The sequence below is a fragment of the Georgenia sp. Marseille-Q6866 genome (genome assembly GCF_965111665.1).
In genome coordinates, this window is sequence record NZ_CBCOOR010000012.1 from 102,675 (window position 1) to 123,869 (window position 21,195).

Annotated in this window: 16 protein-coding genes and 4 pseudogenes; 14 read left to right on the forward strand and 6 right to left on the reverse strand. The window is 66.5% G+C overall.

The features are described 5' to 3' along the window. The first annotated feature begins 239 nt into the window (after window positions 1–239). Both ACWPXV_RS11595 and ACWPXV_RS11600 read left to right on the forward strand, forming a co-directional pair. A pseudogene (locus tag ACWPXV_RS11595) lies at window positions 240–1,254 on the forward strand (IS30 family transposase). Window positions 1,255–1,482: 228 nt separating this feature from the next. After that, a pseudogene (locus ACWPXV_RS11600) lies at window positions 1,483–1,626 on the forward strand (GntT/GntP/DsdX family permease); the annotation flags it as partial. A gap of 167 nt (window positions 1,627–1,793) precedes the next feature. Here the strand turns inward: ACWPXV_RS11600 and ACWPXV_RS11605 are convergent. From ACWPXV_RS11605 to ACWPXV_RS11615, 3 genes are all read right to left on the reverse strand, one after another. Next, window positions 1,794–2,069, reverse strand: coding sequence for a hypothetical protein (locus ACWPXV_RS11605; protein WP_454085375.1), 276 nt, complete (start codon window positions 2,067–2,069; stop codon window positions 1,794–1,796). A gap of 126 nt (window positions 2,070–2,195) precedes the next feature. Then, window positions 2,196–3,506, reverse strand: a complete 1,311-nt coding sequence (locus tag ACWPXV_RS11610; RefSeq protein ID WP_454085376.1) for an ISL3 family transposase — start codon at window positions 3,504–3,506, stop codon at window positions 2,196–2,198. Between the two features lie 119 nt (window positions 3,507–3,625). Next, a complete protein-coding gene (locus tag ACWPXV_RS11615; protein ID WP_454085377.1) occupies window positions 3,626–3,751 on the reverse strand; it encodes a hypothetical protein in 126 nt (41 codons plus the stop codon). A gap of 164 nt (window positions 3,752–3,915) precedes the next feature. Here ACWPXV_RS11615 and ACWPXV_RS11620 point away from each other — a divergent pair. After that, window positions 3,916–5,226 (forward strand): annotated as a pseudogene (locus ACWPXV_RS11620) (ISL3 family transposase). 394 nt (window positions 5,227–5,620) lie between these two features. Here the strand turns inward: ACWPXV_RS11620 and ACWPXV_RS11625 are convergent. The 3 genes and pseudogenes from ACWPXV_RS11625 to ACWPXV_RS11635 all read right to left on the reverse strand — a co-directional run bounded on the left by ACWPXV_RS11625 (window position 5,621) and on the right by ACWPXV_RS11635 (window position 8,538). Then, on the reverse strand, window positions 5,621–6,172 hold the full coding sequence (locus tag ACWPXV_RS11625) for an HAD family hydrolase (protein ID WP_454085404.1): 552 nt from the start codon (window positions 6,170–6,172) through the stop codon (window positions 5,621–5,623). 110 nt (window positions 6,173–6,282) lie between these two features. Then, window positions 6,283–7,353, reverse strand: a pseudogene (locus ACWPXV_RS11630) (GntP family permease); the annotation flags it as partial. A gap of 27 nt (window positions 7,354–7,380) precedes the next feature. Next, on the reverse strand, window positions 7,381–8,538 hold the full coding sequence (locus tag ACWPXV_RS11635; protein WP_454085362.1) for a glycerate kinase: 1,158 nt from the start codon (window positions 8,536–8,538) through the stop codon (window positions 7,381–7,383). A 475-nt stretch (window positions 8,539–9,013) separates the two neighbouring features. Here ACWPXV_RS11635 and ACWPXV_RS11640 point away from each other — a divergent pair, with 475 nt between their 5' ends. The 11 genes from ACWPXV_RS11640 to ACWPXV_RS11690 are packed head-to-tail and all read left to right on the forward strand — an operon-like array spanning window position 9,014 to window position 21,051. Beyond that, complete coding sequence (locus ACWPXV_RS11640; RefSeq protein ID WP_454085378.1) at window positions 9,014–10,813, forward strand: polysaccharide biosynthesis protein; 1,800 nt, start codon at window positions 9,014–9,016, stop codon at window positions 10,811–10,813. Next, the gene (locus ACWPXV_RS11645) at window positions 10,810–12,003 is read left to right on the forward strand and encodes a DegT/DnrJ/EryC1/StrS family aminotransferase (RefSeq protein WP_454085379.1); all 1,194 of its coding nucleotides are present in this window, start codon (window positions 10,810–10,812) and stop codon (window positions 12,001–12,003) included. The genes ACWPXV_RS11640 and ACWPXV_RS11645 overlap by 4 nt, the downstream gene beginning before the upstream one ends. Before the next feature lie 19 nt (window positions 12,004–12,022). After that, window positions 12,023–12,634, forward strand: coding sequence for a sugar transferase (locus tag ACWPXV_RS11650; protein WP_454085380.1), 612 nt, complete (start codon window positions 12,023–12,025; stop codon window positions 12,632–12,634). Beyond that, window positions 12,631–13,362 carry an N-acetyltransferase family protein gene (locus tag ACWPXV_RS11655; protein ID WP_454085381.1) on the forward strand — a complete coding sequence of 244 codons (732 nt, stop codon included), beginning with the start codon at window positions 12,631–12,633 and terminating at the stop codon, window positions 13,360–13,362. The genes ACWPXV_RS11650 and ACWPXV_RS11655 overlap by 4 nt, the downstream gene beginning before the upstream one ends. Then, window positions 13,359–14,399 (forward strand): GNAT family N-acetyltransferase, encoded by a 1,041-nt coding sequence (locus ACWPXV_RS11660; protein WP_454085382.1) that lies wholly within the window; start codon window positions 13,359–13,361, stop codon window positions 14,397–14,399. The genes ACWPXV_RS11655 and ACWPXV_RS11660 overlap by 4 nt, the downstream gene beginning before the upstream one ends. A gap of 3 nt (window positions 14,400–14,402) precedes the next feature. Next, window positions 14,403–15,581, forward strand: coding sequence for a glycosyltransferase family 4 protein (locus ACWPXV_RS11665; protein WP_454085383.1), 1,179 nt, complete (start codon window positions 14,403–14,405; stop codon window positions 15,579–15,581). Window positions 15,582–15,607: 26 nt separating this feature from the next. Next, window positions 15,608–16,483 carry a glycosyltransferase family 2 protein gene (locus tag ACWPXV_RS11670; protein ID WP_454085384.1) on the forward strand — a complete coding sequence of 292 codons (876 nt, stop codon included), beginning with the start codon at window positions 15,608–15,610 and terminating at the stop codon, window positions 16,481–16,483. Beyond that, window positions 16,484–17,836, forward strand: coding sequence for an O-antigen ligase family protein (locus ACWPXV_RS11675; RefSeq protein ID WP_454085385.1), 1,353 nt, complete (start codon window positions 16,484–16,486; stop codon window positions 17,834–17,836). After that, window positions 17,833–19,017, forward strand: coding sequence for a lipopolysaccharide biosynthesis protein (locus ACWPXV_RS11680; RefSeq protein ID WP_454085386.1), 1,185 nt, complete (start codon window positions 17,833–17,835; stop codon window positions 19,015–19,017). The genes ACWPXV_RS11675 and ACWPXV_RS11680 overlap by 4 nt, the downstream gene beginning before the upstream one ends. Then, window positions 19,014–19,943, forward strand: coding sequence for a glycosyltransferase family 2 protein (locus ACWPXV_RS11685; RefSeq protein WP_454085387.1), 930 nt, complete (start codon window positions 19,014–19,016; stop codon window positions 19,941–19,943). Before ACWPXV_RS11680 ends, ACWPXV_RS11685 begins: the two co-directional genes overlap by 4 nt. Beyond that, window positions 19,921–21,051 (forward strand): polysaccharide pyruvyl transferase family protein, encoded by a 1,131-nt coding sequence (locus ACWPXV_RS11690; RefSeq protein ID WP_454085388.1) that lies wholly within the window; start codon window positions 19,921–19,923, stop codon window positions 21,049–21,051. The genes ACWPXV_RS11685 and ACWPXV_RS11690 overlap by 23 nt, the downstream gene beginning before the upstream one ends. Window positions 21,052–21,195 lie beyond the last annotated feature (144 nt).

Genomic DNA, 21,195 nt, shown 5'->3' on the forward strand with positions numbered 1-21,195 from the left:
CGAGCGTACACATCACTCTGCTCAATGACTCGTCGGCCACTGGTTGCGTCAACTGACCAACGTTGTGCGCACTACCGTCATAGCCCTACGTCCTCATGTGCACCATCTACGCTCCTCGTCCGGTCATCGCCGCCGACGGGGCGATGGTCGTCGACGCCCAGTCGCTGGAGCCCATCGGCGATGTCATAGCGTCGTAGCAACAGCGCTGGCCGGGCGAGGGGTTGCATGCGGTGCGCAGGATGCTGACGGCGACGGACAGGGCGGAGATCTCCACGGGTCTGAAGGCGGGGTGGACAGTGCGCAGGATCGCCGAGCACCTCGACCGTTCCCCGTCGGTGATCTCGCGTGAGATCCGGCGTAACTCGACGAAGACGCGCGGGTACAAGATGGTCACCGCTGACTGCCGCGCCCAGCGGCGCCGGTCCCGGCCCCAGACCGGGAAGGTCGAGGCCGACCCCGTGCTCCGCGCCCGGGTCCTGGCCGACCTGAAGCACTCACGCACCCCGCGTCAGATCGCCGGCCGCTTGCACCTGGAGGCCCGGAACGACAGCGTGGGCCTGATGAAGGGATCGGTGCCAGCCGGCGGTAAGACGGTCAGCCACGAGGCGATCTACCGGTTCATCTACGCCCTGCCCAAGGGCGAGCTCACCGCGCACGGAATCATGCTTCGGTCCCGGCGCACCCGCCGCCGCGCACCCAGGCCGCTGGGCCAGCGCGGTGCCCCGATCGTGGGGACGGTCAGCATCGATGACCGCGAGGACCTGGCAGAGCGGCGCGTGCCAGGACACTGGGAAGGGGACCTGGTGATCGGCGCCCACGGCCGGTCCGCGGCCGCGACGCTGGTCGAGCGCACCGCGATTCACCACGATCCTGGCGTTGCCGGCGGGCAAGGACAGCGAGCACCTCGCCGACGCCCTGATCGACAACACCGACGAGCTGCCCGCGATGATGCGCAAGTCCCTGACCTGGGACCAGGGCAGCGAGATGGCCAAGCACGCCGCCCTGACCCTGGCGACGAACATGCCGGTCTACTTCGCCCACCCCCACTCCCCATGGGAACGCGGCACCCACGAGAACACCAACGGCCTCATCCGCGAGTACCTGCCCAAGGGCACCGCGATCCCGACCCACCAGCCCTACCTGACCTCAATCGCCGAAGAGCTCAACGAACGCCCCCGCGCCGTCCTCGGATACCTCACCCCACGCGAAGCCTTCGAACGACTACTCACCGACAGCGTTGCTACGACGCCTTGACACCGCCATCGAGCTCAAGGCGATCCCGCTCGAGCAGCTCACCGAAACTCTTGAGCGCTTCACCGCAGCGCTGCCGGACGCCGTGTTCGCGGTCGAGACGCCCTCGTGCTGCGCGTCGGCCCCGGCTTCGCGGAGGCGCCCACGCGCGGCCCGCGTGAAGGCCTCACCCGGAGGGACCGCCCATCGTCGAGGCGTCCTCCATCGACGAGCTGCTAGACATTCGAGAGCCTCGGCCTCGACGGGACGATGGGCGGCGTGCTGATGGTGTTCGCGATCGGTGCCGGCGCGATGGTGGTGTCCCACGCCAACGACTCATACTTCTGGGTCGTCTCCCAGCTCAGCCGGATCCCGCGTGGTGAACGTCGAAGAGCACCATTTGCCGTCGTTCAACGCGGGCATCGCCGATGACCGAGTGCCCGAAGGCTGGCGACAGCCTAAGGATCGAACTAATATACCCGCCGGCAACTGACGTCGATTCGTTCACCGGGAATCACCGCGGCGTTGGGTCAGACGTCCCAGCATGGTGATTGTGTACGCGACTAGTGATCCTTGAGTTCCTGCAACTGCACTCGAGCGGCGTCCTTAACTCTCTCCGGTAAGTCGCCGATTATTTCGGCGCGAGTAGTGCGCCAGCTGTCGAGGTCATGAACCGACGACGTCGCGTTCTGATCTAGGAGCATCATTGCCGCGTCGAGCTCCTTAGCGGCCTGTACCAGAGCGGCCGAATCGTTGATTTCGATGTGTACAAGCGCACGGTTCACCCGATCAACCGTCGGCCAGACCTCGACTTTCGCCACTGTGCGCTTGTGTTCCATAGGGGCGAGCGCAACGTCTCGCAATGCGAGTACGCTATGGTATGCCGCTGCGAGGTACTCACTGGCCCGCGCCGCAAGCGCTGCTCGGGATTCTTCCCGAGTCTTGACAGCGAGAAGATTCCTGGCTCATCCGAATCCAGGGTGTAGTCGAGGTCTGAATCCGCCGACCTCGAGGAGTGATCGGGCGATGTAGTTGGTGAGATTGCGGAAGCCGAGGGCGGACCCGCGTAGGTGTTCGAGGCGTCCGTTCATGGCTTCGGTGGGGCCGTTGGACGTGCCGGGGCGATCGAAGTAGGCCAGGACGTCGGCGGCGCGACGCTTGAGCGTTCGGCCGAGGGTGCGGAGCTCGGTCATGGGCGCCGGGACACCGCCGCTGAGGGAGTCGATCAGGCGGGTCATCAGGTCGCGTGCTTTGGCCCGGTCGGGCTCGCGGTAGGCGCAGATCATGCGCTGGTAGACGGCCCAGGTGGCCTCTACTTGGACGTGGTCCTCACCGGTGAACAGCGCCTCGATCCGCGTGGTCTGCTTCTGGGTGAGCAGGTCGGCGCCGGTGTGCAGGGTGCGGCGGGCGGCGTAGAGCGGGTCGCCCTTGCGGCCGCGGTGGCCATGGATGTCTTGCTGGACGCGGCGGCGGCACTGGTCCAGAGCGTCCCCGGCCAGGCGGACGACGTGGAAGGGGTCCATGACCGCGATGGCTTCGGGTAGCTCTTCGACGGTCGCCGTCTTGAACCCGGTGAAGCCGTCCATCGCGACGACTTCGACGCCGTCGCGCCAGGCCTGCGGGCGGTCGGCGAGCCAGGTCTTGAACGCCTGCTTGGAGCGGCCCTCAACCATGTCGAGCAGCCGGGAGGGGCCGGTCCCGTCGCGGATGCCGGTGAGGTCGATGATGACGGTGACGTACTTGTCCCCGCGGCGGGTGTGGCGCCACACGTGTTCGTCGACGCCGATGGCTCTTACGCCGTCGAACCGGGTCGGGTCCTCGATCAGGACTCGGCGCCCTTCGGCCAGCACCGCGGCGTTGGCGGTGTCCCACGAGACCGCCAGTGCCTCGGCGATGCGGGCCACGCTCAGGTGCTGGCACACGATGCCCTCCAGCGCCCACCGCAGAGCCCGGCGCGAGAGCTTGGCTCGCGGCTCGGCCGCGGCACCGGTGTCTTGGCGCCAGACATGTCCGCACCCGGTGCACCGGTAGCGGCGCACGGTGAGCAGCAGCGTCGTGGGCCGCCAACCCAGCGGCTCGTGCGCGAGCTCACGGGTGACGGTGTCACGCGCGACGCCCTCGCAGCCGCAGCGCCGGCACCACTCATCGGGCTCCACGACTCGGCATGCCAGGACCGCGCGATCCGGCTCGAGCCGCTGCCCGATGACTTCGAGGCCGAGCTCGTCCAGGCGTGCGAACTTGGTCAGGTCAGGGCGAGCGAAGGTAGCGTCAGACACGTCGAGGTCTTCCCGATGGGTTGGCGTAGGAACCCCCATCATCGGAAGACCTCGACCCCTACCCGGCCCCCGACACGCCACTTCGCGCTGGGCGCCCGGCCGACACCGCCTCTACACCCTCATTCCGGAAGAGCCAGATTCCTTCCCTCGTCCGCTTGCTTGCGCCCGTTCAGCCAGGTGATGCTTGCGGTGATCGCTGCGCCGACCACGGCTCCCACCAGTGCGAAGATCGGTGTGGTGTCCACGCATCGCATGATGCCAGCCGAAGCATCGCGTCGGCCGCAGATTGGCGGCTGTTCGGACATCTGGTGGGGAGCGGGACTCGCGGCGGTAGCTGAGGGCGGGTAGGGGTCGAGGTCCTCGATGATCGGTAGCGACCAAGCAACCGTTCGTCCCGAGGACCTCGACGTTGACCAACGCTACGGGGTGCAGCGATGCGCCCACCACTGATCCCTGCGCGCTGCGACACAATCCTGGGCATCCCCGAGCTCAACGTGGAGATCGCTGAGCGCACCGACGCGCTGTTGACCATCACCGTCTCCACGCCCTGGCAGCTGATGGGCTGCCCGACCTGCGGCGTCATCGCGCCCAGCCGAGGACGCAGGCGCCGAGAGCTGCATGACGTGCCGGGCATCGTGCCAGTGCGGGTGATCTGGCGTCAGCGCACCTGGCGCTGCCCCGACCCGGCCTGCCCAAAGGGCACGTTCGTCGAGCAAGTCCCCGCCCTCGTCGCATCGCGGGCCTCGCTGACGAGCAGGGCGGTGGGATGGGCGATCGGCCAGCTACGACGCGAGCACGCCACCGTCGAAGGGCTCGCCCGGCAGCTGGGGGTGGACTGGAAGACGCTGTGGCGCGCCATCAAGCCCCGCCTGCAGGAGCTGGCCGCCGATGAGTCCCGCTTCCAAGGCGTCATCTCCCTGGGGGTCGATGAGCACCTGTGGCACCACGTCGATGTGCGGCGCCGCGGCGCCAAGGAACTCACCGGCATGGTCGACCTGACCCGCGACGCCGACGGCAAGGTCCGCGCCCGGCTGCTGGACCTGGTGCCCGGGCGCTCGGGGAAGGCCTACGCCGACTGGCTCACCGCCCAATCCGAGGAGTTCCGTGCCGGGGTCCAGGTCGCGGCACTGGACCCCTTCGCCGGATACAAGACCGCGATCACCAACGAGCTCGCCGACGCGACCGCCGTGCTGGCGCCTTCCACGTCGTCAAGCTCGCCACCCAGGCCGTTGATGAGGTCCGTCGCCGCGTCCAGCAAGAGACCCTGGGCCACCGCGGCCGCAAGGGCGACCCGCTCTACGGCATCCAGAAGATCCTGCGCGCGGGCGCGGAGAACCTCACCGAGCGCCAGCTTCACCGGCTCGCTGCGGCCATCGAGGCCGACGAGGCACACCAGGCCGTCTACCTCGCCTGGCGATGCTCCCAGGACTTACGCGCGGCCTACCGCTGCGCCGACCTGACAGCCGGCCGGGCGATGGCCGAACGCATCCTGACGATCTTCCACACCTGCCCGGTTCCCGAGATCGCCCGCCTGGGACGGACTCTGCGACGCTGGAAGGACGCGTTCTTGGCCTACTTCACCACCGGCCGCTCCAACAACGGCGGCACCGAGGCCATCAACGGCATCATCGAACTCCACCGCCGCCTGGCCCGCGGCTACCGCAACCTCACCAACTACCGACTCCGCCTGCTCCTCGCCGCCGGAGGACTCAAGACCTGATCCCCACCGAATGTCCGAAGAGCCAGATTGGTTTCAGAATCGAGGGCTTCTCGTCTGCAAAGAGCGTCTCCTCGCCGCCCGCAGATTGCCCGTGCGATGCACTCCGAGCTGAGTCGAAGGTGGGATTCGGCGCCTCTGCCGAGGCCGATAGCCGTTTGACGGCAGCCGGTACTGCGCGCGCGGACCAGCCGCAATCCCGGCACAGTCGCACCTGTCCGGATGTCCCGATAGCCGAACCGGCCACGGGTCCGTCCGCACGACCTCGTAGTTCTCCTCGAAGTTCATGCCAGCCGCGTTCCGCAGGGGATGGGCACGCGGAACTGGAGCGGTCACCGTCGGCTTCGACTTGGGGGTGCCGTCGGTCGGTGCTGAGAGGATCGGCCCTGTGTCCGCATCACAGCCGCCCCTCCGGGCTGCCGTCTTCCTCGGGCTGAGCGTCGACAATCGGGCTCTGAGATTGCCCCCGCGCCTCTCGCCGAGCGCTGAGTTGTGACGTGGACAGCTCAGCTGTCGCCGGAGGGCGTGAGGGTGGGGCGGGGGCGAGAAAGGTCTCGAGCACCTGGGCGACGCCGTCGTTCTCGACGGGCGGGGCGACGTGGGGCGCTGCGGCCAGCGCCTCGTGGTGACCGCCGTGCATGGCGAAGCCGTGGCCGGCCCAGCGGAGCATCTCGACGTCGTTGGGCATGTCCCCGAAGACGACGACATCGACCTGGTCGATGCCGCGAGTACGCGCGTACTCGGCAAAGGTCGAGGCCTTGGTGACGCGCAGCGGGCCGAGCTCGAGGAGCGGCTTGGCGACGCCGGAGCGGGTTACGCTCACGACGTGTCCGGCCTCGGCGCGGCCCGTCTCGAGCATCTCGTCGGGGTCGGATGCGGGGCTGCGGACCAGGGTCTTGATGACGTCCCCTATGTCTAGCAGCTCGTCGATGGAGGACGCCTCGACGATGGGCGGTCCCTCCGGGTGAGGCCTTCGCGCGGGCCGCGCGTGGGCGCCTCCGCGAAGCCGGGGCCGACGCGCAGCACGAGGGCGTCTCGACCGCGAACACGGCGTCCGGCGGCACCGATCGCGAACACCATCAGCGCGTCGCCCATCGTCCCGTCGAGGCCGAGGCTTTCGAGCATCGGGGCGATAAGCGCCGCCGTCGTGATGATCGCGACGGTCGAGGAGCCCTGCGCCGTCTTGAGCGCCGTGGCGATGATGAAGGGCACGAAGATGCCCAGCCCGAGCGTGCTGAGGTTGTCGGCGATGAACCCGGTGAGCTCGCTCGCGCCGAGCACGCCACCGAAGGCGGCACCGGCGGCGGTGATGAGCAGGATCGGGGCGGCCACGCCGATCAAGCCGGTGACGATGTCGTTGAACTGCTCGAGCTTGCCCGTGACGCGAGGCAGATGAGGATGATCGGCACGAGGATCGGCAGGAACGCGAGCGGCGCCGGGGACAGCTTGCCGTAGCTGGCGCGCAGCTCCTCGTAGGACTGGTCGAGCTCCGGCTCGCCGTCGCTCTTCGGCAGCAGCTCGAAGCTCTTCTTGCGCAGGCTGCTCGCGTAGACAAGGGCCGCGAGCGCTGCCACAGCCGCAATGGGCAGGCCGAGCCCGATGACGAGCCCGAGGTCCTCGATGACACCGAGCTCACCGGCCGCCGGCAGCGGACCAGGGGTGGGCGGCACCATGGTGTGCGTCGCGTACAGGCCGGACATGAGCGCCACCGCCATGCCCACCGGCGAGACCTTCGCGCGCACCGCGATCGCCTTGCGCAGCGAGTTGAGGGTGATGTAGCCGGAGTCGCAGAACACCGGGATCGCGACGATGTAGTTGATGACGCTCATCGTGAGGTTGGGAAAGCGGGTCCCGAGCACCCTGATGAGGGCGTCCGCCATCGAGATGGCTCCCCGGACCGCTCGAGCACCAGCCCGATCATCGTCCCGAAGAGGATGACGAGGCCGATGTTCCCAGTGTGTTGCCGAAGCTCCCGAGGATCGTCGGCACGATGTCCGCGGTAGCCAGGCGAAAGGCGAAGCCCCCGATGACCGCGGCCCCGATGAGGGCGAGGAACGGGGAGATCTTGAGCTTCGCCGTCGCGAACACGATGGCCGCGACGAGCGCGACGAGGATGAGGACGTCGATCATGAGGTGCTCCCTTGCACGTGGTGGTCGTCAGTGGCGGCTGCGGGCGAGGAGGCGGCAGACGGCTTCGGTCGCCTCGGCGACGAGCTCGGCGGCGCCCTCCCGGAGCTCGTCCTCGGTGGCCGGCCCACGGGCGATGGACACGGCCGCGGCCAGTCCCGCCGCGGCGGCTTCCGCCGCCGACAGCTCGACCCGACCGGCGACGACGACGATCGCCGCGCCGTCGGGAGCGCAGTCCCGGACGCCGTCGACGACCTTTCCGCGCAGGGACTGCGCGTCGAAGCTCCCCTCGCCGGTGAGCACGATGTCCGCGTCGGCGAGCACGGCGGGGAGCCCGACGGCGTCCGCCACCAGCCGCGAGCCCGGCACGATCTCCGCACCCAGGACCGCGGACAGCGACGCGGGCAGACCACCGGCGGCACCCATGCCCGGCGTGTGGAGGATCGCGGCCTCGTCGGTGCCCGTCACGTCGGCGAGCCGCGTGGCGAGGTGCGCCAGGCCGGCGTCCAGGGTGGCGACGTCCGACGGCGTTGCGCCCTTCTGGGGGCCGAAGACGGCGGCCGCGCCGCGTTCGCCGACGAGCGGGTTGTCGACGTCGACGGCGATGCGCCAGCTGGCCTGGCGGGCGAGCGGGTGGAGGTCGTCGAGCTCGATGCGGTCGATGGCGGCGAGCCCTCCCCCGCCCGGCTTGGTGGGGCGGCCGTCACTGTCGAGGAAGCGCACGCCGAGCGCTCGGAGGACGCCGGTGCCGCCGTCCGTCGTGGCGGAGCCACCGATGCAGAGCAGGATCTCCCGCGCCCCGGCCTCGAGGGCGGCGCGCGCGAGCGCACCGACGCCGGCAGAGTCCGCGCGCAGGGGCTGGAGGGCGACGTCGCGCACGTGCGGGAGCCCGTTGGCCTCGGCCGCCTCGATCACCGCCCTCGTCGCGTCCGCGGAGAGCCCGTACCTGGCGGTCCGCGGCCGACCAAGGGCGTCGGTGACGTCGTGGCGCAGTTCGCGGCCGTGCCAGGCATCGAGCAGCGCGTCGAGGGTGCCCTCACCGCCGTCGGCCATCGGCACCGCGGAGATGTTCGCCCCCGGACCGAGTGCGCGACGCGCTCCGTCGGCCATGGCGCGCGCGACCTGCAGCGCGCTGAGGCTCCCCTTGAAGGAGTCCGGCGCGGCGACGACGTTGAGCACCGGCTGCATGGAGGAAAGGCTATGGCCCGGCGTGCGCGCCCACCTGTCGCGGAGATCGCTACCTGACGACGTCGCCCGCTCCTCGTCCAACTCGATGGCCTGTCTCAGCCGCGCCCGCACCGCCGCCCACCCCACAACCCTCTACGCCTCACTCGACGCGCGCACCGCCGGCCACACCATCACCGCCGTGACCGCCGCCAAGGGCCGGAACACCCCCGGCCTCAGACAGATGGTCCTCCCCAACGACGACAACGTCGCCGCCTTCGCCCGTACGCCACGACATGCGGGAAACGCTGGGTCGCATGCAGAAGGCCGTCGTCAGCCGTACCTGAGCTATAGGCGCCTTACCCGTTGCTGTGGCCCCGATCACGCTGCGCAGTGGGCGACGGGTGTCCCGTATGCTGCCTAGGGATCGAGGTCCTTGAATGCTGAGGATTCGTGCCGCTCGATCCGCACTCGGCGCACATGCTATAAGGAGGATCATTTGTCCGGGGGGACGCTGGCTCGAAGAGGCGCGATCGTACTGTGGGACTGCGTCGCTTGGGTAATCGCTGTCGCGCTCATCGTGGGCACGCGTCACGAGTTCTACCTCAACGCCGGGCAGTGGAGCACGGTGTTTCTCTACGTCGCCCTCGCATGCGGGGCTCAGATCGTCGTGGGCACGCTCCTCAAGCTTTACCGCGGGAAGTACCGCGTAGGGAGTTTCGAGGAGAGCCTCGGTCTTCTCCTGTCCATGGTGATCGTTGCGCTCGCGTTGATCGTCGCCTTCGTCTTCATCGGCGGCCTCGAACTCTTCCCGCGGAGCATCGCGCTGCTTGCGCCGCCTTTCGCCCTCATGTTCATGGCCGCAGGCCGGTGGGCGTACCGCGCGTGGACGACCCCGAAGCGCCCGTCGACCGAGGACACGGAGAACGTCCTCATCTACGGCGCGGGAGACGCCGGCTACCAGCTCCTGCGCCTCATCGAGATGGACTCGTCATCCCCTTACCGAGTGGTCGGCTTCATCGATGACGACCCGGGCAAGCGCCACCTCAGCCTGTTCAACGCCCCAGTGCTTGGCGGCCGCGACGACATCGTGCGCCGCGCGCGGGAGCGCGACGTCACGACGGTGATCCTGGCGATCTCTGCGGCGAGCAAGACCATGATCGCCGAAGTCGCCGACATCGTCGAGGGCTCCGGGATGAAGTTCCTCCTGCTGCCGCCGCTCAGCCAGATCCTCGGAGGCCGGGTGAGGCTGAGCGATGTCAAGGAGGTCGACATCGCTGACATCCTCGGGCGCCGCCAAATCCGCACTGATATCGCTACTATTGCCGACTACCTCACCGACAAGCGCGTCCTCGTCACCGGAGCCGGCGGCTCCATCGGATCAGAGCTTGCCCGTCAGGTGCACAAGTTCGGCCCCGCGGACCTCATCCTCCTCGATCGCGACGAGTCAGCTCTACATGGAGTGCAGCTCTCGATCTACGGCAAGGCGCTCCTCGACACGCCGGACATGGCGCTGGCGAGCATCCGTGACAAGGACGCACTACGGAGGATCTTCGAGAGCCACCGCCCTGAGGTCGTCTTCCACGCCGCCGCACTGAAGCACCTACCGATGCTCGAGCAGTACCCGGATGAGGCGTGGAAGACCAACGTCATCGGCACGCAGAACCTCCTCGAGCTCTCGGCGGAGTTCGGTGTGGAGAAGTTCGTCAACATCTCGACCGACAAGGCGGCAAATCCGACAAGCGTCCTCGGCAAGACCAAGCGGCTGGCAGAGCAGCTCACCGCCTGGTACGGCCAGTATGCGAGCGGCACCTACCTCTCGGTGCGTTTCGGGAACGTTCTCGGCTCCCGAGGTTCGATGCTCCACACGTTCCGGCAGCAGATCGAACGCGGCGGTCCCATCACCGTGACCCATCCCGAGGTGACCCGCTACTTCATGACCATCCCCGAAGCCAGCGAGCTCGTCATTCAAGCCGGCGCCATTGGGAGCGACGGAGAGGTTCTCGTACTCGACATGGGTGAGCCCGTGAAGATCCTCGACGTTGCAAGGCGGCTCGTCACCCACTCCGGTTACGACATCGAGATTGTCTTCACCGGGCTGCGCCCGAACGAGAAGCTGCACGAAGACCTCTTCAGCGAGAGCGAGACGGGCTTGCGCCCACACCACCCCCTCATCTCTCACGTCGCCGTGCCAGCTATCAACCCTGACGAGCTCGACAACCACCGTGACCACGACGCACCCCCAGACGGCGTCGTTCGACTGTCGAACCAGCCGGATGACAAGGAGCACTACAGGTGAACCACCGAATCCTGCTCTCACCCCCGGACACCGGGCCCGCTGAGGAGGAGGCTGTCCTGCGCGCACTCCGCGGAGGCTGGATTGCTCCGCTCGGCCCGGAGGTCGACGCCTTCGAGGAGGAGGTTGCGACTTACACCGGTCGAAAGCACGCTGTGGCGCTCTCGTCGGGAACCGCGGCCCTACACCTCGGCCTACTCAACCTCGGGGTCGGCCCTGGCGACGTGGTGGTCACCGCCACAATGACCTTCGCCGCGACCGCCAATGCCATCATCTACACTGGCGCCGAACCCGTCTTCGTCGATTGTGACGAGACCGGCAACATCGACGTGGACCTTCTGGACCACGCAGTCACCGACCTTCGCGCCCAAGGAAAGAACATTGCGGCGATCGTGCCCGTCGATCTCCTCGGCAAGGTGGCGAACTACGAACGCATTAGCGACGTCGCCGAACGCGCTGGAATTCCCGTTCTGTCCGATGCCGCGGAGTCGCTCGGCGCGTGGCGGAACGGTCGGCCTGCCGGGAGCTTCGGCGACGCGGCCATCTTGTCCTTCAATGGCAACAAGGTCATGACGACGTCAGGAGGAGGCATGCTCCTCACCGATGATATTGAGATGGCCTCGAGAACGCGGTACCTCGCCACTCAGGCACGTCAGCCAGTTGTGCACTACGAGCACGTTGACATCGGCTACAACTACCGTCTATCGAATATCCTCGCCGCCCTCGGCCGGGCACAGCTGAGTCGGCTCGACGATATGATCGCGCGCCGGAGGGCAAATCGATCCGAGTACAAGCAGTTGTTCGAGGACGTGGCGGGAGTGACGATTTTCGGGCAGCCCGACGAGTCGACCGACGGCGGACTAACGCGCGATAACTACTGGCTGACGTCTCTAATAGTGGACGCGACGGCCTCCGGCTGGTCTAACGATGACCTAATTTCCCACCTCGCGAATCATGGCATCGAGGCGCGCCCTCTATGGAATCCCATGCATCTGCAACCAGTCTTCGCGAACACTCGGCGATATGTCACGGGAACGGCCGAGAAACTATTCGCCAGCGGGATCTCTTTGCCGAGCGGTTCCGCCCTCAGCGCGGCTGATGTCGAACGGGTTCGCCATGTCATTCTCAAGTTCCTCTGTCACGATTTCCCTGGCCCTGCACGACATGACGGGCGCACTTCCGATGTCGGCTAAGTCGGCGCCGGCTGGCAGCATGGCGAAACGCATCGCGGATGCTATCGCCGCTTCGGCGGGCCTCATCGTTCTGTCGCCCGTCCTGCTGGTATGCGCCGTCGGCATCCGGGTGACCATGGGCGCACCTGTTCTGTTCCGGCAAGAACGGCACGGCCTGCAAGGCCGCCCATTCGTGCTACTCAAGTTCCGGACGATGTCGTCCGCAACAGACCATGAGGGCCAGCTGCTGCCCGATCACGAGAGATTGACGCGGCTCGGCCGGTTCATGCGGTCTACCAGCATCGATGAACTCCCTGAGCTGGTAAACATACTAAGGGGGGAAATGAGTCTTGTCGGCCCGCGACCTCTGCTTCCCCGCTACACCGCGTACTTCACACCGAAAGAGCTACGCCGCTTCGAAGCCCGACCGGGACTGACGGGTCTCGCCCAGGTCAACGGGCGTAACGAGGCGAGTTGGGACGACCGACTCTCTCATGACGTTGCATACGTCGATGGCTGGAACATCTTCCTCGACGCACGCATCCTGGCACGCACTGTCCAGGTCGCCCTTACCCGATCAGGTTTTGCGGCGGATCCCCGCGGGCAGATGCTCGACCTCGACGTCGAGCGCGGGATCGGTGCGCCGCAATGAAGATCGAGCCCGCCCGGCCAGAGCACGCCCCTGCCATCCTCGAACTCATCCGCAAGGAATGTCTCCCCTCGCCCGTCCTGCCGTACTCACCGTACGGTCAGCATGGCGCCCTATGCTGGCTTGCCGAGATGATCACGTCCGGCCCGTCCAAGCACGACGTCGTCCTCGACGAGGAGGAGATCCTCGGTTACGCCCAGTACCAGCTCAACTCGTCCGACGCGGTGTTCCTCAACTACCTCTGCGTTGCTCCGAGAGCGCGTGGACAGGGCCTCGGGTCTGAACTGCTCGCTGCGGTAACTCGGTTCGCTCCGGAGGCGACCGGGCTTGACGCGTTCGACACCAACCCTGCCGCGCGCCGCTTGTACGCGAAGCATCATTTTGAGCCCGCCACGAAAGGTCAGTGGCTGCTCCGTGCGGTCACACCCATCGATACCGAACCTCCGAAGGGCGGGCGGAGTGCCGCCCACGCAAGGTTCGGCTTTTCCATGAGTTCCATCATCATGCCCACCGGCGACCCGCTAAAGGTCGGCCTTCTGGGCGACCACACCGCGCGACTCTACGACCGCGTTAGTTTCACGTCTGCAGAAGTCAGTGGACTCGTCCAGAGGTCGTTTCCCGCCGTGCGAGAACTTCTACTGATCGACCACGGCCACGACTTCGCGCCTGACCACTCGCGGGTCCTGGCCACCTATACGCGATACCGAAGCGGACGGAGCAACAACAGATGATGCCCGCCACTCCAGCCACCATCGCCTTCTCGATCGTTGGCCCTTCTGACCCCGCGTGGGCGCGAGCAGTCGGACATGCGCCCCACGACGTCTATCAACGTCCGGAGTGGTGCGAGGTCCATGCCCAGCTCGACCGCGGAGAGCCCTTGGCCTTACATGCGACCGATGGCCGCGACGACTTCATCTTCCCGTTCGTCCGTCGATCGGTCGAGAGCGAGTTCTGGGATGCCGTCTCGCCGTACGGATACCCCGGTTACGTTCTCTCCGAGGCGGCGGCACCGGCGTTCCTCGGTTCAGTCCTAGAGGCAGCCCCCGCATTCCTTGAAGCCGCCGGGTGCGTCACTGTGTTCGGCAGGCTTAATCCCCTCGACGACCCACCGCCCGGACCCGGCTACCTTCAAAGGACTGGCACAACGGTGGCAGTCGACCTGCAACGGACGGAGCAGGAGTACCGAGCCAGCATCCGGAAAGGGCACCGATACGATGTCAGACGGGCCACAAAGGAAGGCGTGCGCGTCGTCACCACGTCCGGGCTCGACGCTGACGTCGGCGAGTTCCATGCGATCTACTCTGAGACGATGGAGCGGCTGGACGCGGACGACTACTACCGCCTGCCCCTTACCTACTTTGAGAGCCTGCGCGACCGTCTGGGCCCCGACCTCATGCTGGCCCGTGCGCGGCTCGGCACCGCGACCCTCGGCGCCTCGCTCTTTCTTATCTCGCGATCCTCGCGCCGGATCCACTACCACTTCTCAGCCACCCGAGCCGAGTACTTGCACCTCCAGCCGTCGAAAGCAATTCTCGACCACGTCATCGTGAGCAACCTCGCGGGCGCCTACACGCATCTGCACCTCGGCGGAGGTCGAGGTGCCGGAGACGACCGGCTCCTCCACTTCAAGCAAGGCTTCGGGGACACCCTCTTGGGTTATTGCACCCTCCGGATGATAACGAATCCCGCCCGGTACCGGGAACTCAGCGGGAGCGACACCATTGAGGGCTTCTTCCCCGCGTACCGTCGGCCGCAAGTGAGGAGCTGAAGCGTGCGCATCACGTATATTCACCAGCATTTCCGGCGCCCCGACCAAGCGGGTGGCAGCCGCCCGTGGGAGTTCACCCGCCGTCTAGCGTCAGCTGGCCACTCGGTGACCGTTATCTGCGCGGGCGACGACAACAGCCGATACGAGATTGGCACGGTGCAGGTCGTACAGCTTCGTTCGACCTACCGGAACGAGATGTCGACACCTGCGCGAGTGGCGTCGTTCATCACCTTCATGGCCCGCGCTACGCTGGCCGCAACTCAGATGGGCGCGGAGGTCATCTTTGCCTCCAGCACTCCACTAACCGTCGCGGTACCCGCGATCATCGCATCCAAACTGCGCCGGACCCCCTATGTGTTCGAGGTCCGAGACCTGTGGCCGAGGGTACCCATCGAAATGGGTTACCTGCGGAACCCGGTCGCGAAGAAGTTCGCTGAACTACTCGAACGTGCCGCCTACCGCCACGCCAACCACGTCGTTGCGCTCTCCCCTCTCATGCGTGACGGGGTCGTAAGCGTGGCTCCCGAGGCGGCTGTGAGCGTCATTCCAAACTCGGCCGACATTTCCAGTTTCACGGTCGCACCATCTCAGGCCCAAGCGTACCGCCAGGCTCTGGAGCCGTCCGCTTCGATCATGCTCGTGTACGTCGGCTCGTTGGGCGAGAGCTATGACGTCGGCTGGCTCGGCGACTTCTGCCGAGAGATCACGGACCTGCCTGTAGCGGTCGTCGTTGCTGGCACCGGTCGAGGCCGAGCAGTTCTCGACGACGCCATCGCCACCTACGGCCTGACCAATCTTCGACTGCTCGGCGAGGTGCCGAAGGAGCAAGTTCCCACGCTCCTGGCAGCTGCCGATGGCGTGCTCTCCACGCTCGCTGACTATCGCGGGCTCGAGGCGAACTCCCTCAATAAGGTCTTCGACGCCTACGCGGCCGGCAGACCCATCTTCTTCAACCACGGCGGTTGGCTGACGGAGATCTCCGCCGCAGCCGGTGCCGGCTGGCGCCTTAGCCGCAACCCCACAGACGCCGCGACGATCTTCCGGTCGATCGCGTCGGGCAGTCCAGCCGTGCTGACCAACGCCGGCGCGGAGGCTCGCACGCTCGCCGACCACTTCCGTCGAGACGACCACTTCGCCCAACTCGAGGCGGTCCTAACCCAGGCGGCAGGAGGTGCGAAGTAGTGTCACGCGCAATTCACACCGTTCTCGTGACAGTCATCACGTACAAGCGGCCCGAGAGCCTCGCCGCGATGCTCGACTCGCTACACCGCATGCAGGCCACGACGCCGTTCCGGGTGGCCGTCGTCGACAACGACTCTGACGGGTCCGCCGAAGCCGTCGTCGCCCAACACCCCTGCGAGGCGGAGTACAGCCTCGAGACCGAGCCGGGGATCGCTGCGGCGCGCAATCGCTGCCTTGACCTTCTGGAGGAGACCGACGACGCTATTGCCTTCCTGGACGACGACGAGTTCGTCTCCGAACGCTGGCTGGGTGACCTCGTCTCCGTTGCCAACGCGTATGAGGCCGATCTAGTCGGTGGTCCGGTGATGAGCGTGGTTCCCGAATCTGCTCCGGCTTGGCTCCGCTCGGGGGACTTCTACCAGCGGCGGGTGCGCCCGACGGGTGATCGATCCGGTTTACCGGGGAGCGGAAACGTCCTCGTCCGGCGCTCGTTCCTCACGGCCAATGCCGACCTACGGTTCTCGAGCACTTACTCGTTCACAGGTGGCAGTGACACCGAGTTCTTCGGCCGCCTTGTCGGCGAGCGGGGAGCTCGACTCGTCTGGTCTTCGGATGCCGTCGTCAGTGAGAGCGTGCAGCCTGAACGCCTGAGTTTTCGATGGTTGCTCCGGCGGTACACCCGTGGCGGCGAGGTCATGGCTCGTGTGCGGCTGCAGCGGGACTCGCCGGCCCGCCTCGCGGCCGAGGGCGTACTCTACCTCGCCGCTGGTCTCGCGTCGGCGCCGGTGGCCCTCCTCGCAGCACCCAAGTACCGGCGTCACAGCATGGTCCTCTTTTGCCGTGGCCGAGGATTTCTCCGAGCGATCCGAGGGCGTTACCACCTCGAGTACGGGCGGGAATAGATGCTCTACGTGCTCCTGCTCCTGACCGCCGCCGTGTGGTTAGCGGTTCTCGCGATCACGGTGCAACGCTCCGGTCGGCCCACGACACCGGGCGCGGTACGCGCGCTGTGGACCCTCGTGCTGCTCTACCCAGCGGGCTACGGCCTGGTGTACTACTCGTGGTACTACGAATCCTCCCGTCCTGGCGTTAGCGCGGGGCTCGCGACTCTGCAGCCCTATTTCGCAAACTTCGCTCATCTCCTTGCTCTGGGTTTGAGCGCCGTCATCCTCATGTCGACGCTCCGCGGTCGGGCCGGGTGGGGGTTGGCGATCGCCCTTGCGATCCTCCTCGGTACTCCGCCGGCCGCGAGCGTGCTTTATCTGGGCACAACCGACTCCCTACTCGGGATCATCGCGGCAGTCGCCTGCCTCACGGCGCTGACGGTGAGTTCGCGGACGATGTCGGAGACCCTCACCTCGATCCGCGGGCCTCTCCGAATCGTCACTATCGCGACCCTCATCCTCATCGTCGTGGACCCCGCAGTCGCCTTCGTTCCCCAGGAATCCGTGGACCGGAGCTTCTTCGGAATCTCATCGCGGGTCACCGGACCATTCTCCGGGCCCAACTATCTCGCCCTCTACCTGTTCATCTCAATATTCACCGAGGTGGCCTCGCCGCAGCGGCGATCACGCCTCTATGTCATCGCCGGTGCTGCACTCCTCCTTTGGACGCAGGCACGGACGCCAATCGGGCTCGCGGTCATAGGCGGTCTGATCCTCGTCGCCATCCGCAAACGCCCACAGGCTGGACCGAGCGTTCGTGCGGGCGCGCTGGCCGTCGTGGCTGCGCTGTCGATGTACCTCGCGCCGCTCTATCTCGTCTGGACCAACAGCGCGGCGTTTAACGTCTTCACCACCGGGCGCCTGTCAGCTTGGCAGCTTGCCCTTCAGCTTTTTGTCGAGAGTCCCATCGTTGGTCAGGGGCCCGGAGTTTACGCAGAGGCGGCTGACGACCGGCGCGTATCGCTACTTGGTCTACGTAACGCCCACAGTCAGATTATGGAAAGCTTGGCCAGCTCAGGGCTCACCGGCGCGATAGCAGTCGGCCTCGTCGTCGTCATCATCGCGTTCTACGCCGGCGCCTACATGGGTCCGGCCGGTGGGCTGCTCATCGCCCCTGCTCTCGCCTTCGCCGGACGACTCACGTTCGGCACGCCGCTACTGCTCGGAGGACTAACGGTCAACCTCTCACTCCTCGCCATCCTCGTAGCGCTCGTTGTCGCTCAGCGCGAGGATTGCCTACGCGCAAAAGTTGCCCACGCCCCCAGCGGTGAGCGACGGGCAGGCTCGGGAAGGGCCGTGGAGACGCGTTGACAGAGAAGCGGAACAGTTACACGGTCGTCCTCGCGTCGCGGGTGGCCTCAGCCGCCCTCACCGCTGTGGCACTTGCTCTTCTAGGCCGGTCGGCCGGACCCGCCGAATTCGGCACGTTCGCTGCCATCCTGGCCGTCGTCACCGCCGTAACGACCCTCTCGGACCGCGGATACCAGACTCTCGCTGTGCGCCTGCATGCCAGGACAGAACTCCGAGACGACTCGATGTCGACGATGTCGTTGCAGCGCCGGCAGACCACCGCGGTCAGCGTGGCCCAGGCGGCCGCGCTCAGTGTGGCCACCTGGTCGGGCTGGCTTCCAGCGTGGTCGGTCCTCATGGTCGGGTGGCAGTGGTTTGAGAAGGAGATCCGCGGCGGTCTGGGAATCGCACTCGCCGAGGGCCGGTCGACCCTGCAACTCGCAATCTTGGCCGGGAACAGGTTCGCCGCGCTGGTGCTCTTCCTCGTTGCGATGCTTGTGATGGACCCCGTCGTCGCCTTTCTCGCGAGTGCAACCGTTGTCGCGTCGGTGACGCTCTGGCTTCTATACAGGAGATTGCCGTCATACGGTCGCAGATCGTCGACCCTTCTTGACCGAGACATGCGTGTCCGGGCACGGCATTACTGGGTCGCGTCGATGTCGGCACAGGTTCGCTCGATGGACGTCACTCTGGTGTCTCTCTTCTCGAGCCCACTACAAGCGGGGCTCTTTAGCCTGCCCTCGCGGGTATCCGCTCCGCTGAAGATCGCCGCTTCCTCTCTATCCAACGTCGCGCTGCCTGCCGCGAGCCGTCATGATCATGCAGAACTGCGGGCCTTGCGCACCGTCGTCATCCGCGTGACGGTCCTGTCGACAGCTGGCCTGGCGCTCATCGGCGTACTTGCCGAGCCTCTCGTGGTTTTCGTGGTGGGTGAGCAGTACCTGGGCTCTGTGACACCTCTGCGTATCCTTCTCGTCGGTCTCGCCGTCAACATCCCGGGGAGCTACCTCAGCGGCGTCATGCAAGGGCTGGGCCACGAAAGAGACATCGCCCGGCTCGGCGTGATCCTCGCAGCGACCACGCTGGTGCTCGTGCCAATAGGTGCGGTCCTCTGGGGTGCCAATGGGGCAGCTGTCGGGATAACGGTGGTGTACCTCCTGCAGTTCCTTCTCGTCCTGCTCCTGAAGAAGCGATACTCATGACGACAGACTCAAGTTTCCGGATCCTGGTCGGCGTCCCCACCTACCGGCGCCCCTGGTCGCTACGGGCACTGTTGGAACAGTTGACGACCACAGCGGCGAACGCACGCTCGATGGGCATCACCGTGGACGTCGTCATTGTAGACAACGATCCCGAAAGTTCCGCCAAGGAGGTGACACACTCCGTTGGTAAGGACGCCGCCATCCGTTACGAAGTCGAGAACCGGCCCGGCGTCAGCCATGTGCGCAACCACGTCCTCGCTCACTTCGGAGAGGAGTACGACGCCCTCATTTTCGTCGATGACGACCAGGCGCTAGAGGCTGGCTGGTTCGAGGGGTATGTCAGGGCGCACCGGCGGTGGCCGAACGACATCCTGTCGGGATACGTCGCATACGCCGTGCCGACCGACGCCGACCGCTACGCGCGAGCCTGGTACGAGAGCAAGCGGACCAAGAATCACGGATCGCTGGTGGCTTCCACTGGAACTGGGAACGTCCTCATCCCCCGGCGAGCATGGATACGATCAGGGGTGCCCCAGTTCGACCCCTTGTTCGGTCAGCTGGGCGGAGAAGACTCCGACTTCTTCCGGAAGTTCGCCGCCCATGGCGTGAGCATCCGTCAACTCCAGGACGTGCGCGTGACAGAGGCCGTCGCCCCGACACGCGCTGAACGGGACTGGGTGCGGCAACGGATAGTGCGCCAGGGCGAGATCTGGGCAACGATCTACAGTCGAGAGGGCCACCGTGGACGCTCTCTGGTGCAGGGTGTGGGACGCATTGTTGCCGGATCAGTGAAATGGGTTGCCTCACGACTGAGGGCTGAGCCCGCGCAGCCCTCGAACGAGGCGTGGGTCCTCACCGGGTACGGCTATCTCAAGGGCGCCCTAGGGCGTCGAAGTGCGGCATATGGAGGCGACCATAGTGTTTGACCCGCTACGACGGTTCGGAGGCCCTGCCTCCTTGATGCGGTCCATCTGGAGCGACCGATCCCTCACCGGCTGGGTCCTACGTGGAGCCCCACACGTCGGTTACCTCGGCTGGGTCCATCAAGGAAACGTCGGCGACGAACTCATGCTGATGGCACACCGACAGGCCATGAGGGGAACCCGCATCGCGGCGCTACCGCTCCTCGGACCGTCACGCCGGGTCCTTGCGCTTCGACACGCCCACGCTGACACGATTCTTCTCGGGGGCGGCACGCTTGTCGGACTGGATGGCTGGGCGGCGCGCTTGCGCTCCACCCTTGATTCCGTCCAGCACGACCGGCTCGTCATCTTCGGGCCGGGCGTCGAGGAGCGAGGCTTCGGCGCACACGCCGCACGTGTGACGGACAGCGGCATTTCCATGTGGCGCGAGCTGCTTGAGCAAGCCACATACATCGGTGTGCGGGGCCCCCGCAGCCAAGACGCGCTGGCGGACCTCGGCATCGCCAGCGAAGTGGTCGGAGACCCAGCGCTGTGCGTACCTCTCCGTAGGCAGGCTTCGGACGGCAGTAGGCAGCGAGTGATCAGCGTCAACCTCACCGACGTGAAGGTGACGCTCGACGGCGTGCCCGGCTGGCGCGATGCCATCGCCCAGTCGGCGGCAGAGCTCGCGAGGGCGGGCTACACCCTCGCCGCCTTCGGGATGGATCGAGGCGACACTGGGGCGACAATTCGGCGTCTGGCCGACCACGGCGTACGACCGAGCCGGGTCGTGGCGCACCATGATGTCGACGGTGTCGTTGACCTCCTTCGCACATCTGCACTCGTCATCTCCGAACGACTCCACGGCGCGATCGCCGCGGCGAACATGGGAGTCCCCTTCATTCACCTGGGGTACCGGCCGAAGGCGTACGACTTCGCCGAGTCGATCGGAGCCGAACGGTTCGTCTTAGGTAGCGGCCGTCCCACCGTCGAAGCGGTGTCGCGCCTGGTGGAGTCAGCGTTGAGCGAGGGGCACATACCCGGATGGAGCCCTGCGCTCGACGCTCTTCGACGGCGGTTCTTCTCTGAGCACCGACGGGTGCTCGGTTCGCCGGCCTCCACGCGCTGCTAACCCGCCTGATCATCAGCGCACGTCGCCGCGTCATGTCGGCACCGGCCCGCACGGTGGCACCTTCGCCAGACTTCGGTGCCCCTGGCTTTCATCGCCGCGTGTGGGAGGATGCACCTCGACTGTCGAACTCGAAATGCGGGGGAA